The sequence below is a fragment of the Micromonospora sp. NPDC049645 genome (assembly GCF_040675155.1).
In the GTDB taxonomy this organism is placed as follows: Bacteria; Actinomycetota; Actinomycetes; order Mycobacteriales; family Micromonosporaceae; genus Micromonospora.
The window spans coordinates 54,808-67,817 of record NZ_JBFAOI010000005.1 but is presented as its reverse complement, the minus strand read 5'-3'; the positions used below and the strand labels follow the sequence as shown (position 1 = coordinate 67,817).

Annotated in this window: 15 protein-coding genes; 10 read left to right on the top strand and 5 right to left on the bottom strand. The window is 70.3% G+C overall.

The genetic code is table 11. The annotated features are described in order from the left end of the window. Nucleotides 1-31: 31 nt before the first annotated feature. A complete protein-coding gene (locus AB0J33_RS13960; RefSeq protein ID WP_363613332.1) occupies nt 32-436 on the top strand; it encodes a hypothetical protein in 405 nt (134 codons plus the stop codon). Between the two features lie 22 nt (nt 437-458). Here AB0J33_RS13960 and AB0J33_RS13955 read toward each other — a convergent pair whose 3' ends face one another. Further along, nucleotides 459-1,634, bottom strand: a complete 1,176-nt coding sequence (locus AB0J33_RS13955) for an LLM class flavin-dependent oxidoreductase (RefSeq protein ID WP_363613330.1) — start codon at nt 1,632-1,634, stop codon at nt 459-461. A gap of 175 nt (nt 1,635-1,809) precedes the next feature. Between AB0J33_RS13955 and AB0J33_RS13950 the strand changes: the two genes are divergently transcribed. Genes AB0J33_RS13950 through AB0J33_RS13925 form a run of 6 tightly spaced genes read left to right on the top strand, consistent with a single transcriptional unit; the run spans nt 1,810 to nt 7,427 of the window. Further along, nucleotides 1,810-2,787 carry an aliphatic sulfonate ABC transporter substrate-binding protein gene (locus tag AB0J33_RS13950; protein ID WP_363613328.1) on the top strand — a complete coding sequence of 326 codons (978 nt, stop codon included), beginning with the start codon at nt 1,810-1,812 and terminating at the stop codon, nt 2,785-2,787. Continuing rightward, complete coding sequence (locus AB0J33_RS13945; RefSeq protein WP_363613326.1) at nt 2,784-3,617, top strand: ABC transporter permease; 834 nt, start codon at nt 2,784-2,786, stop codon at nt 3,615-3,617. Before AB0J33_RS13950 ends, AB0J33_RS13945 begins: the two co-directional genes overlap by 4 nt. Continuing rightward, the gene (locus AB0J33_RS13940; protein ID WP_363613324.1) at nt 3,590-4,321 is read left to right on the top strand and encodes an ABC transporter ATP-binding protein; all 732 of its coding nucleotides are present in this window, start codon (nt 3,590-3,592) and stop codon (nt 4,319-4,321) included. Before AB0J33_RS13945 ends, AB0J33_RS13940 begins: the two co-directional genes overlap by 28 nt. A gap of 14 nt (nt 4,322-4,335) precedes the next feature. After that, the gene (locus AB0J33_RS13935; RefSeq protein ID WP_363613322.1) at nt 4,336-5,742 is read left to right on the top strand and encodes a selenium-binding family protein; all 1,407 of its coding nucleotides are present in this window, start codon (nt 4,336-4,338) and stop codon (nt 5,740-5,742) included. After that, on the top strand, nt 5,739-6,368 hold the full coding sequence (locus AB0J33_RS13930) for a hypothetical protein (RefSeq protein ID WP_363613320.1): 630 nt from the start codon (nt 5,739-5,741) through the stop codon (nt 6,366-6,368). Before AB0J33_RS13935 ends, AB0J33_RS13930 begins: the two co-directional genes overlap by 4 nt. Nucleotides 6,369-6,410: 42 nt before the next feature. After that, on the top strand, nt 6,411-7,427 hold the full coding sequence (locus AB0J33_RS13925; RefSeq protein WP_363613318.1) for a methyltransferase: 1,017 nt from the start codon (nt 6,411-6,413) through the stop codon (nt 7,425-7,427). Nucleotides 7,428-7,517: 90 nt separating this feature from the next. Here the strand turns inward: AB0J33_RS13925 and AB0J33_RS13920 are convergent, their stop codons facing one another. After that, complete coding sequence (locus tag AB0J33_RS13920) at nt 7,518-8,369, bottom strand: alpha/beta hydrolase (RefSeq protein ID WP_363613316.1); 852 nt, start codon at nt 8,367-8,369, stop codon at nt 7,518-7,520. A 179-nt stretch (nt 8,370-8,548) separates the two neighbouring features. Between AB0J33_RS13920 and AB0J33_RS13915 the strand changes: the two genes are divergently transcribed. From AB0J33_RS13915 to AB0J33_RS13905, 3 genes are read left to right on the top strand one after another with little or no spacing between them, the layout of a single operon-like run. Then, on the top strand, nt 8,549-8,869 hold the full coding sequence (locus AB0J33_RS13915) for a hypothetical protein (protein WP_363613314.1): 321 nt from the start codon (nt 8,549-8,551) through the stop codon (nt 8,867-8,869). Beyond that, on the top strand, nt 8,863-9,150 hold the full coding sequence (locus AB0J33_RS13910; RefSeq protein ID WP_363613312.1) for a hypothetical protein: 288 nt from the start codon (nt 8,863-8,865) through the stop codon (nt 9,148-9,150). Before AB0J33_RS13915 ends, AB0J33_RS13910 begins: the two co-directional genes overlap by 7 nt. Nucleotides 9,151-9,205: 55 nt before the next feature. Beyond that, nucleotides 9,206-10,087, top strand: a complete 882-nt coding sequence (locus AB0J33_RS13905) for a metallophosphoesterase (protein WP_363613310.1) — start codon at nt 9,206-9,208, stop codon at nt 10,085-10,087. A 272-nt stretch (nt 10,088-10,359) separates the two neighbouring features. Here AB0J33_RS13905 and AB0J33_RS13900 read toward each other — a convergent pair whose 3' ends face one another. From AB0J33_RS13900 to AB0J33_RS13890, 3 genes are all read right to left on the bottom strand, one after another. Then, nucleotides 10,360-10,944 (bottom strand): hypothetical protein, encoded by a 585-nt coding sequence (locus AB0J33_RS13900; RefSeq protein WP_363613308.1) that lies wholly within the window; start codon nt 10,942-10,944, stop codon nt 10,360-10,362. A 118-nt stretch (nt 10,945-11,062) separates the two neighbouring features. Next, the gene (locus tag AB0J33_RS13895; RefSeq protein WP_363613306.1) at nt 11,063-12,286 is read right to left on the bottom strand and encodes an exonuclease domain-containing protein; all 1,224 of its coding nucleotides are present in this window, start codon (nt 12,284-12,286) and stop codon (nt 11,063-11,065) included. Between the two features lie 9 nt (nt 12,287-12,295). After that, the gene (locus tag AB0J33_RS13890; protein WP_363613304.1) at nt 12,296-13,000 is read right to left on the bottom strand and encodes a DUF6218 family protein; all 705 of its coding nucleotides are present in this window, start codon (nt 12,998-13,000) and stop codon (nt 12,296-12,298) included. Nucleotides 13,001-13,010: the final 10 nt, after the last annotated feature.

Below are 13,010 nucleotides of genomic sequence, written 5' to 3'. Positions count from 1 at the left end.
GGTGCGGGGGTTCGCCGGGCATGATCGCCGGATGACGGCGACGAGGGGTACGCGCGCACTGCTCGGTGTTCTGTTCCTGGCGGCGGCCACGGTCGGGACCTGGCTGCTCTGGCTCGGCTGGGACGACGAGTACACGGTCGACGCGCAGACCGGCGCGAGCAGCGGCCCGTACGAGGCGTGGCAGGTGATCGGTTGCGTGCTGACGCTCGTGCTGCTGGCCGCGCTCGCCGGGACGCGACTCAGCCCGTGGCTGGCGGCGGCGGTGATGACTGTGGCGTTCACGGCGGTCTGGTCGTGGCGGGCCGCGTCGACCGACGACAGCGGGTTGTGGGTGGTCGGGGGGATTCTGGTGCTGGTCGGGATGGCCGTCGGCAGCGCCCTGGTGAGCCTCGCCGGGCGGCGGGTCGGCCGACGGATGGCCGGCCGACCCGCCTAGCCTCGGCGGCGGCACCGGCCGGTCAGCGGGCGGCGACGGGTTCCGGCGCGGGCGAGCCGGCGAACGGCACGTCGACCTGCTCCGGTGCGCCCTGCGAGCCGTCCGGGTGCCGCCACAGCCCTCGGTCGCGCAGGATCGGCAGCACGCCCTCGCCGAACCAGTACGCCTCCTCCAGGTGTGGGTAGCCGGAGAGGATGAACTCGTCGATGCCGAGTGCGTGGTATTCGGCGATCCGGTCGGCGATCTCGGTGTGGCTGCCCACGAGCGCGGTGCCGGCCCCGCCACGGACCAGCCCGACCCCGGCCCACAGGTTGGGGGCGACCTCCAGGCCGTCGCGGGAGCCGCCGTGCAGGTCGAGCATCCGACGCTGCCCCTCGGACTCGCTGCGGCGCAACCCCTCCTGCACGGCCCGGATGTCGGCCTCGGCGATCCCGTCGAGCAGGCGGTGGGCCTGCGCCCATGCCTGCTCGGCGGTGTCCCGGGCGATGACGTGCAACCGGATGCCGAACCGCAGCTCCCGCCCGGCCTCGGCGGCGAGTGCGCGGACCCGGTTCAGTTTGGCGGCGACCTGGGCGGGCGGCTCGCCCCAGGTGAGGTAGACGTCGCTGTGCCGCACCGCCACCGGAAGGGCGGCGGCGGAGGACCCGCCGAAGTAGACCGGCGGCACCGGGTCGGGCAGCCGGTGCAGGCGCGCCTGTTCGACGCGGACGTGGGCGCCGGTGTGGTCGACCGTCTCGCCGCGCCACAGGGCGCGCACGACGTGCAGGAACTCGTCGGCCCGCGCGTACCGGGCGTCCTTGTCCAGGAAGTCACCGTAGGCCCGCTGCTCCGCCGACTCGCCGCCGGTGACCACGTTGAGCAGCAGACGGCCCCGGGACAGCCGCTGGAAGGTCGAGGCCATCTGGGCGGCCAGCGTGGGGCTGGTCAGTCCGGGCCGGAAGGCGACCAGGAACCTGAGTCGCTCGGTGACCTCGGTGAGCATCGCGGTGCTGAGCCAGGCGTCCTCGCACCATGCACCGGTCGGGGTGAGCGCGCCGACGAAGCCGAGTTGCTCGGCGGTGCGGGCGATCTGCCCGAGGTAGGCGACGCTGGCCGGGCGGGCGCCGCCGGCGGCACCGGTCGGTACGCCGTGGCCCCCGCCGACGATGTCCCGGCTGTCGCCGTTGGTGGGCAGGAACCAGTGGAAGGTGAGGGTCATCGCGGCTCTTTCCTTCGGCGGGCGGGTCGGCGCACGCGGTGAGGCGGGCACCTCCTGAGGGGTGGGACGATCCCGCCGACAGCCTACCCATAAAACCTATCGGGTTAGTAGGCTACTGCCGGCGCCGACACCTCTCGATGCGCCGCCATCCGCCTGCCCGACCCGAGGAGCCGCCATGCCCACCCCATCGACGAGCCGCCCCCCGCGCCGCCGCGTCCTGACGGCCGCGCTCACCACCGTGGCGCTGCTCGCCACGGCCGCGGTGAGCGCGTGCGGCGGGCCCGCCGACGCGGGCGGCAGCACAGGCAAGCTCCGGGTCGGCTACCAGCGCTTCGGCGGGCTGAGCCTGGTCAAGGCGCGCGGTGCCGCCCCGGACGTGCAGTGGTCGCTGTTCGAGAGCGGCCCGGCGCTCACCGAGGCGCTCAAAGCCGGCTCCATCGACATCGGACAGGTCGGCGAGGCACCACCCGTCTTCGCCGCCGCCGGAAAGATCCCGTTCTCCATCATCGGCACCTCGGCGCCGATCCCGCAGGGTGAGGCCGTGCTGGTCAAGGCCGACCGGGGCTACCGCAGCTTCGCCGACCTGAAGGGCAAGACGGTGGCCCTCAACAAGGGGTCCAACGTGCACTGGCTGCTGGTCCGGCTGCTGGAGGCGAACCACATGACCCTCAAGGACATCCAGGTCAAATACCTCAAACCCGCCGAGGGTCGGCCCGCGTTCGACGGTGGCCAGATCGACGCCTGGGTGATCTGGGACCCGTACTTCGCCCTGGCCGAGCAACCCGGCGTCCAGGTGCTCGCCGACGCGACCGGCCTGGCCAGCAACCGCGAGTACGTCCTGGCCGCGCCCGACGCGGTCGACAAGCGGTCGGACGACGTCCGGGCCTTCCTCCAGCGCTACCGGGAGGTGACCGACTGGGGCATCGCCAACCCCGAGGAGCGGGCCAGCACCCTCGCGCCGGAGCTGAAGATCCCGCAGGACGTCACCAGCCGCGCCCTGGCCCGCAGCGCCAAACCCCTCGCCCCGGTCACCCCGGCCATCGGCGACGAGCTTCAGGCGATCACCGACAGTTTCGTCGCGCTGGAACTCATCCCGGGCCCGGTCGACCTGCGATCCCGGGTCGACGACCGGTTCAGCGCGGTGTTCCAGTGAGTCGTACGACGCTCGTCGAGGCGCCCGACGAGGTCAGCGTGGCGACGCCGGTCGTACCCCGTCGGCAGCGGCCGGCCCGGCGGTGGTGGCGGCTGGTGAGCCCGGCGGCGCTGGTCCTGGGTTGGGAGTTGGCCGCGCGGACCGGGCTGCTGGCGGCCGAGAAGCTGCCCGCGCCCAGCGACGTGCTGGTTACCGGGTGGCGGCTGAGCCGGGACGGAACGCTCGGTATCCACCTGCTGGACTCCCTCACCCGGGCCGGGGCGGGCCTGCTGATCGGCGGTCTGCTGGCCCTCGCCCTGGGCACGGCGGCCGGGCTGCTGCGCCTCGGCGACGACCTGGTCGACCCGCCGGTGCAGATGGCCCGGATGCTGCCGCACCTCGGCCTGGTGCCGCTGCTGATCATCTGGGTCGGCATCGGCGAGTCACTCAAGATCAGCCTGGTGGCTCTGGGCGCGTTCTTCCCCATCTACTTCAACACCTACGCCGGCATCCGGGACATCGACGAGCGACTGGTGGAGGCGGCGCGTACCTGTGGTCTGGGCCAGGCCGCCCGGCTGCGCCACGTGGTGCTCCCCGGCGCGTTGCCGTCGCTGTTTCTCGGTCTGCGGCTGGCGATCGGGGCGGCCTGGCTCAGCCTGGTCGTCGGCGAGCAAGTCAACGCCCAGACCGGGATCGGCTTTCTGATGATGGAGGCGCGGGAGTTCAGCCAGACCGACGTGGTGGTGCTCGGCCTGCTCGTCTACGCCCTGCTCGGACTGATATCCGACCTTGCGTTGCGCGTGGTGGAGAGGAGGATGTTGACATGGCGTCGCGGACTGCGGGCCACCTGAGCGCAACCGAGCCGGTGTTGACCGCGCACGCGGTGCACCGGGCTTTCGGGCCGACGGTCGTGCTGGCCGGGGTCGACCTGACCATCGCCCGCGGCGAGGTGGTGGCCCTGCTCGGCGGCAGCGGTTCCGGCAAGAGCACGCTCCTGCGCATTCTCGCCGGCTTGGACGGCGAGGCCGGCGGGTCGAGCGTCGTGCACGGCACCGCCGCGGTGGTCTTCCAGGAACACCGGTTGCTGCCGTGGAAACGCGTGGCGGAGAACGTCGGGCTCGGGCTGTCCGGCGCGGACGGCCCGGGCCGGATCCGCCGGGCGCTGGCCGAGGTCGGCCTGGCCGAGCGGCACCGCGCCTGGCCGGCGGAGTTGTCCGGCGGGCAGGCGCAGCGGGTGGCCGTGGCGCGGGCCCTGGTCCGCGAACCGGACCTGCTGCTGCTCGACGAGCCGTTCGGCGCGCTGGACGCGCTCACCCGACTGCGGATGCAGATCCTGCTGCGCCGGCTACGCGCCGAGCACGGCTTCGCGGCCCTGCTGGTCACCCACGACGTGGAGGAGGCGCTGCTGCTCGCCGACCGGGTCCTGCTCCTCGACGGGGGCCGCATCGCCGCGGAGCTGCCCGTCGACCTCGGCCCCACCCGTACGCCGGACGACCCGGCCTTCGGCGCGCTGCGCCGCCACCTGCTCGACCGACTCGGCGTTCCCACCACCTGACGAGTGGAGCTGTGATGACCCGCTGGACCCCCGATCCCACGTTCTACCCCTCGCCCCGCGAGGCGGTGACCGCACCGGCGGAGAAGCTCGCCTACGTGGCGGCCTTCGACCGCACGGCCAGCCGTCCGGACGCCATCGTGGTGCTGGACACCGACCCCGACTCCCCCGACTACGGCCGGGTCGTCGGCTGGACCGACCTGCCGTACGTCGGTGACGAGCTGCACCACTTCGGGTGGAACGCGTGCAGCAGCGCGCTCTGCCCGACCGCCCCGCACCCGCACGTCGAGCGGCGCTACCTGATCGTGCCCGGCCTGCGGTCGTCGCGCATCCACGTGCTCGACACCCAGCCGGACCCGCGTCAGCCGCAGGTCGTCAAGGTGATCGGGCCGGAGGAGTTGGCGAAGCGGGCCGGCTACTCGCGGCCACACACCGTGCACTGTGGGCCGGACGGTATCTACCTCTCCGCCCTCGGCGGCGCGGACGGCGCGGAGGGTCCGGGTGGCATCGCGATCCTCGACCACACCACGTTCGAGGTACGCGGAGCGTGGGAGGCCGACCGGGGGCCGCAGTTCCTGGCGTACGACGTGTGGTGGCACCTGACCCAGGACGTGCTGGTCACCAGCGAGTGGGGCACCCCGTCGATGATCGAGGACGGCATCATCGGTGAGTTGTTGCTGGGTCGACGCTACGGGCACGCCATCCACTTCTGGGACCTGGCGAAACGCCGCCACGTGCAACGGGTCGATCTCGGTGACCAGTACCAGATGCCGCTGGAGCTGCGGCCGGCGCACGACCCGACGAAGTCGTACGGGTTCGTCGGGGTGGTGATCAGCGTGGAGGACCTGTCCGCCTCGATCTGGCTGTGGCACCGCGACGGGGACGCCTGGGCGGTCACCAAGGTGATCGACATTCCGGCCGAGCCGGCCGACCCGGCGGTGCTGCCCGACCTGCTCAAGCCGTTCGGGGCGGTGCCTCCGCTGGTGACCGACATCGACCTGTCGGTGGATGACCGGTTCCTCTACGTCTCCTGTTGGGGCACCGGCGAGCTGCGCCAGTACGACGTCAGCGACCCGCTGCACCCGGTGCAGACGGGCTCGGTGCACCTCGGCGGGATCGTCCGCCGCACCGCACACCCGTCCGCACCCGACGAGGCCCTCGCCGGTGGCCCGCAGATGGTGGAGGTCAGCCGGGACGGCCGGCGGGTCTACGTCAGCAACTCCCTCTACGGCGCGTGGGACGACCAGTTCTACCCCGACGGGGTGGGCGCCTGGTTGGCCAAGCTCGACGTGGACGTGGACGCCGGTGGGCTCACCCCCGATGAGCGGTTCTTTCCACACGGGGAGGAGTTCCGGGGCCTGCGGGTGCACCAGACCCGATTGCAGGGCGGCGACGCGTCCTCCGACTCGTACTGTTTTCCGTGACCGTCGCGACCCTGGCGACGCTCGCCGCGCTCGGTGCGTTCCATGGTCTGAACCCGGCGATGGGGTGGTTGTTCGCGGTGGCCCGGGGTTTGCAGGAGCGCGACCGGTGGGCGCTGCTGCGCGCCCTGCCGCCGATCGCGGCGGGGCATCTCGCCTCGGTGGCGATCGTCGCCGCGCTGGTCACCGCGACCCGCTCGGTGACGGCGAGCACCGCCCTCGCGGTGGTCGGCGGCGTGCTGCTTGTCGCGTTCGGGCTGTGGCGGCTGCTCTCCGAGCGGCACTTCCGCTGGGCGGGGATGCGGCTGTCCGCGGCGCAGCTGACCGGCTGGTCGTTCCTGATGTCGTCGGCGCACGGCGCGGGGCTGATGCTGGTGCCGGTGCTGGTGGCCGAGCCGGTGCCCGGGGGTCACTCCGGGCACCTGGCCGCCGCGCCGGTGGGTGCGCTGTCCGGGCTGGCGGCGGCGGGGGTGCACACCGTGGCGATGCTCGGCACGGCCCTGGTCATCGCGCTGCTGGTCTACCAGGTGCTCGGGGTCGGGGTGTTGCGTCGGGCGTGGTTCAACGTGGACCGGCTCTGGGCCGGGGTGCTGGTGGCCGCGGGGTTGGTGACGTTGCTACGGGCCTGACCGTCCATCGTGGAAATACCCGAACTGTGCTTTCATGTCGGCATGATCACTCCGACTCCCCTCATGCGCCTCGTGGCCGGCGTGTGGGGGTTCAAGACCCTCGCGGTCGGCGTCGAGCTCGGCCTCTTCACCCGGTTGGCCGGCGGGCGGACGATGACCGTCGAGCAGGCCGCAGCCGAGTTCGGGCTGCCCGAGCGGCCCGCAGACCTGTTGCTGGCCGCCAGCGCCTCGCTCGGCCTGTTGGAGAAGGCCGGTGACGGTTACCGCAACTCCGAGTTGGCCGAGCAGTTCCTGGTCGAGGGTCGCCCGTACTACTTCGGCGCGCAGGTCCGCTACTCGGACCTGCGTACCTACCTGCCCTGGCACCGGATCGGCGAGGCTTTGCGCACCGATCGCCCACTGACCTGGGATCCCGAGGCCCAACAGTCGATGTTCGACACCGCTGACCCGGAGATGCTGGCGCAGTTCTGGGACGCCATGTTCTCCACGTCCAGCTTCACCGCCAGCGCGTTGGCCGACGCGTACGACTTCTCCGCGCACCGCCGGCTGCTCGACGTGGGCGGCGGGGCGGGGGCGTTCCCGATCGAGTTCTGCCGACGCCTGCCCGACCTGCGGGCGACGGTCCTGGACCTGCCGCACGTCTGCGTCCGGGCCCGGGAGCGGATCGCGGAGGCCGGCCTGACCGGGCGGATCGACGCGGTGGCCGGTGACTTCCTCGCCGATCCGGCGCTGCCGGGCGGGCACGACGTCATTCTGCTCAGCATGATCCTGCACGACTGGGACGAGCCGACGAACCGGGCCCTGCTGGCCCGGTGTCATGCGGCGTTGCCACCCGGCGGGGCGATCGTCGTCTGCGAGCTGCTGCTCAACGACGAACGCACCGGGCCACCGGAGGCGGCCCTGATGGGGATGAACATGCTCGTCGAGACCGAGGGGGGCCGGAACTACTCGGGTGCCGAGTACGCGGCCTGGCTCACCGACGCCGGCTTCGTCGACGTGCGGACGGTGCCGTTCGAGGCGCCCGGGGCCAACGGCGCGGTGGTGGCCCGCCGGGCCTGACCGACGACGACACCCGGCCCCGGTGCGAACCGTGGGCCGGGTGTCGCGGCGCCGTGCTGGCGCTGGCGTCCGATCGGCTACCGGTACGGGTCAGGCGCGAGCCTTGGCCGGCTGCTTCATGAAGTCCATGACCGCCTTGTTGATCTCGTCGGCGTGAGTCCACGGGATGCCGTGCGGCGCGCCCTTGAGTGTGATGAGCTGGGCGGTCGGCATCATCGGCCCGAGCCGCTGACCGGTCACCGGGTAGGGCAGCACCCGGTCCTGGTCGCCCTGCACGATCAACACCGGAATGTTGATCTTCGGCAGGTCCGGGCGGAAGTCCTCCTGCCAGGCGTCCACGCTGTCGTGGGTGGCCTTACCGGAGGCCATCGCGCCGATCTGCCAGTGCGCCCGGTACGCCTCCTCGCTGACCCGCTTGCCCATGTTCTGGTCCGGGTTGAAGAAGGCGTCGCAGAAGGACGTCAGGTAGGCGAAGCGGTCCTTGATGATGGCGTCCTGGAAACCCTTGAAGAGGCTCCGGTCGACGCCCTCCGGGTTGTCACTGGCCTTGGCCAGCATCGGTTGCAGCGGGCTGAGCAGCACCGCCCGGCTCACCCGCTGGGAGCCGTAGTTGCCGAGGTAACGGACCACCTCGCCGGTGCCCATCGAGTGACCGATCAGGGTCACCTCGTTGAGGTCCAGCTCGGTCATCAGCACGTCCAGGTCGGCCGCGAACGTGTTGTAGTCGTACCCGAACGCCGGCTGGGCGGAGTTGCCGTTACCGCGCCGATCGTAGGTGATCGTCCGGTATCCGGCGTTGAGCAGCGCGCGGGTCTCCTTCTCCCAGGTCGCGCCGTTGAACGGGAAGCCGTGGATCAGCACCACCGGCTTACCGGAACCGTGGTCCTCGTAGTACAGGTCGATGGGCGCGGAGTTTTCCGTCCCCACGGTGATGAAAGGCATGTTTTTCTCCTGCTCCGGTTTCGGGCTGTCGGACGCCCCGCGCTTTCCCGTCGGGTCGGCGGATATGCCGGCCACCGCAGGCCGACCGGCACACCCCGCACACCGCGTCAGCCATCGACATTTATCGACCCCATGGGTAGGCTCGCCGGTAGGAAAGTTTCGGCGTACGGGAGGTGGGCATGCCCCGACGAACGCGCGCGACAGTCGCGGTGTCGGCCATCGCGGCGGCCACGGTCGCGCTGGGTGGCACACCGGCGCACGCCGACCCGGTGGTGCCCCGGCACGCCGTCGTGGTCTGCCAGAGCGCCAGCTTCTACGCCAACTACGACTCCGCCGGCGGACCCACCGGCCTCAAGCGCACCCTGGTCTACGGCAACAAGATCGGCCACACGCCGGGGGCGCACCCGGTCTACAACGGGTGGGCGGCCTCGTTCGACTTCGGTCCCAACGACTGGGGCTACCTGCGCGCCGAGTGCATCGGCGGGTACGACTCATGGTGACCCGACGTCGGGCACTCGCCGGCCTGCTCGCGGGGATCGCCGCCGCGACGGTCGCGCTGCCCGCCCCCGCGCAGGCCGCCAACGGCACGATCGGCCAACGGGAGACGGTGTGCGCCAGCGACCTGTTCGTCCGCACCCAACCCAACGGCGCCTGGATGGGCACCCTCTACCAGGGTCAGACGTTCCTGGTCGAGGGTCCCCGCAGCGGCGGCTACGTCTACGGCTTCGCCTACGGGCACATCAACCGGCGCGGCTGGGTGCAGGACGGCTGGTTCTGCTGACCGCGTCCACGGACAGGGGTGTCCTGATCGGGCCCCGACGGCCTAGCCTCGGGTGGTGAGCCTTCCGCCCCGCCTTCGGGCTGTCAGCGACCTGCACGTCGGGCACCCACTGAACCGGGCGTTCGTGCAGGATCTGCACCCGGACAACGACGGCGACTGGCTGCTCGTCGCCGGTGACGTCGCCGATTACTTCGCCGACATCGAGTGGGCGCTCGGGCTGCTGAGCAGCCGGTTCGCGCGCGTCGTCTGGGCACCGGGCAACCACGAGCTGTGGACGCCGCCCCGCGACCCGGTCACCCTGCGCGGCGAGGAGCGCTACCGCGAGCTGGTCCGAATGTGCCAGCGGCTGGGGGTGCTCACCCCGGAAGACCCGTACCCGGTGTGGGACGGCGACGGCGGCCCCGCCACCATCGCCTCTCTCTTCGTGCTCTACGACTACACGTTCCGGGTGCCGCAGGCGCGTACCCAACAGGAGTCGCTGGCCCTGGCCTACGAGGCGGGTGTGGTGTGCACCGACGAGGCGCTGCTGCACCCCGACCCGTACCCGAGCCGGGAGGCGTGGTGCGCGGCCCGGGTCGCCGAGACCGAACGCCGGCTGGCCGAGTGTGATCCGGCGCTGCCGACGGTGCTGGTCAACCACTACCCGCTGGTGCGCGACCCCACCCACATCCTGCGGTACCCGCTGTTCGCCCAGTGGTGTGGCACCGTCCGCACCAGGGACTGGCATGTGCGCTTCGGCGCGTCCACGATGGTCTACGGGCACCTGCACATCCCCCGCACCACGTTCCACGACGGGGTGCGCTTCCAGGAGGTCTCCCTCGGCTACCCCCGCGAGTGGCAACGCCGAAGCCCGGTGCCCGACCCGGTGCGCACCATCAACCCGGCCGACGACCTGCGCCACCGGCTCGCCGATCAGCCGCCGCCCGTCAGCTGGTGATGCCCACGAGCGTGGCCAGTCGCGCCACGCCGGCCGGCGCCGGCTACGCGCGGGCAACATCGGCTCACGGTACGCGCCAACGGCCGACACCGAACTTCCGCTGACGCGACACCGTCCGCGTCCACCAGCGCGCGAGCAGCCCCGCGCAGATCACCCATCTGGCAGTACGCCCTAGCGGCATCGACCAGGTAGGCACCCCGATACTCGGCCGGCAGCCGCCGCGACGCCTCCCGCCGCACGATAATCCAATGCCTGCGAATTCGTCCGATTTATCACTCAGCTGGGGTGCCTGCAACCTCGTCCAGATCCAACCCAGTCGACTTACCTTGGTCCTTGCTCCACTGCCAAAGAGCCCTGTCCAACGTCCGCAGGTCGGTCCCTACGCGCTTGGTTAGCGCAGCACACACCTGCAGATAGTGCGTGTAGTCCGGCTCTCGGTCCAGCTCACCTTGGGCCCGTAGCGTCTCAATCGCCCGGTAGTCAATCACGGTAAAGATCGACGGCTCCCAGACCGTGAGTAGAGCGCTCGCGATCGGCACACCGACACCTTCGAGCAGACAGAGGACTCGGTGCTGCAGGCGCTCAGGTGCTGCGAGCGCAATACGCGTCAGCTCCTTGATGTCGCTGTCGCTGTTACGGCCGATATACGTCGTCGACCGTGGACTCTTCCAGCGGACCACGTCCAAGAGATCATCGCGGTTGTAGTATCCCCGCTCGGCGACGGCCGGCCCAACCCGACCGAATACGTCACGTTCCCGCGGTCTCACCCGGTATCGCTCACTCCAAAACAGCACGAACTCACTGGTAATCGCCGCTCCCGTGCCACCGCCAATACCAAACTGAGGTGCCGCACGCATCGCCACTCCTTCGATCAGTTTGAGTAACGGGGAGGTCGCTCGCGCAGGTCGGATCGCGCTCGGCAACGTCCGCGCGATCGACTTCGAGCCTCCCCCATTTCAAAGGTTTCGGCCATTCCTAAGTCGCTCCGATGCTGAGCCCGGCCAGCATGTTCTGGTAGGCGGCGGGATGAACGATCGGGATGCCGTACCTACGAGCCACCGTGGCCTTCCCCGACATGGTGTCTGGATCCGCCGCTATGAGGAGCCGCGTCTTCTTAGTGACGCTGTCGTCCACGAGGAGACCCGCTTCCCGTGCCGCTTCCTGCCACTCAGAGCGCGGTGGTTCCATAGCACCGGTGAAGACGACCCGGTCACCCGGTTGCAACCGCCATCCATCGGGGCGGCGCTGGTGCGGAAATTCGATAACAGCGCCGGCCAACGCCCCGTCGACGTCTGATCGTTGGAGGCCGAGCAACTCGGCTACCTCGTCCAGGTCGTGTCGTTCGGTAGTGGTCAAGACACCGTCCTCTAGCGCAACGTCCGCCAGGCTCGCCAGGTAGGCCCGGTGTAAGTGCTCGACATCGACGCGGGCGAGCCCGAGGGTCTCTGCCGTAGCGACAAGTGCGTCTGCTTCTGTCGCCGAAACGTGCCGGTCGAGGAGCGCCTGATCGAGGAGGGCCAGGTAGGTGTCTCCGCTGGGCTCATGCAACCGTGGCAGTCGGTCGACCAACCGAGCGAGGAAGTGCTGTTCCCGCTGACCCGCTTCGCGGCGCTGAACGGCCACCACGGAGCCGGCGGCGATCGGGGGCCACGGGAGTCTCGCAGCTGCCGTTGCGGTGGCCGCCCAGGGGGGCGGGCTACCGGCCACTTGCAGGTAATAGCTAAACAGCTTGGCGGCGGCGCGGGCGTCATGCAACGCCGAGTGCGCCTGGTGCGGAGGCAGTCCGGCAAGGCGACAGCAGTCACCGAGGCTTCGACCGGCCGATGGCAGGAAGTGCGAGGCCAGCCGCATGGTGCAGAGACCGGGCACCTGGTCGATCGGAGCGCCGAGCCCGACACGCCGATATTCGGCGTGCAGAAACCGGGCGTCGAAGGTCAGATTGTGAGCGACCAGGACCCGGCCGCGCAGCAAGCCGGCGAGGTGGCCAGCAACCCGATCAAAGCCAGGGGCCTTTCGCGCTTCCGCAGCTGTGATGCCGTGAATGTGCTGTGGACCAAGATCTCGATTCGGGTTGACTAGGCTGCACCACTCGTCGGTGATCCGACCAGCCTCATCGAGGTGCACGACGGCCACTTCGACGATCCGATCGTGCCAGCTGGTACGAAGGCCGGTGGTTTCGAGGTCAATAACTGCGTACACGAGTACCCCTTACGCCGATACCACGGAGTTGTCGCCAACGGCCTTACGCAGTCGCGCCAGCCACAGCGGCGGCAGCGGTTGCGGCTCACCCAGCGACCGCAGGTAGGTGCGGCGGTAGCGCGCCTGCTCGGTGTCCTGCCAAAGCTGAGCTGTTCTTGCGACAGCGGCAGTCAACGTCAGCGCCGTCGCCGCGACCGGGGAGACGGAGGCGAATCGATCCGTGATCGCCCACGTGACAAGTTGCTCTTGATCTGGCATCTGCGTTGGCCAAGCGAGCGGAGCGATCTTCGATTTGACGCGCGTTCTGTGCTGCTCCACCGCAAGCGAGTAGGTGGACCGATGTTCACTGATTTCTTTCAGCAGCTCAGGGATGGGGAGGATGGTGCCTCGAAGCTTGGAGAGCAACTCGGCCGGGACGACTTCGGTGATCCTCTCCAGGACACCAGTGGGTGCTTCGATGTCCCAGCCGATCAGGCATCGGCCCTGCAAATTCCACATGATTCGACGGAGTTGCCCGGGGTCCTGTTCGATGTCGTCGAAGCCAACTACCCATGCCCCACCGGCCAGTCCGGTCGGGCCAAGGCGCCACACCGCCAAGGCTTCGCCACCGTCGCTGCCTGGGCCGACAGCCAGCACCGCGTGGCCTCGCACGCCGGGCACGTAGTCGATTGGTATCGACAGATCGTTTGCAGGTGCCTCCACGCCGATGCTCATACGTATCCTC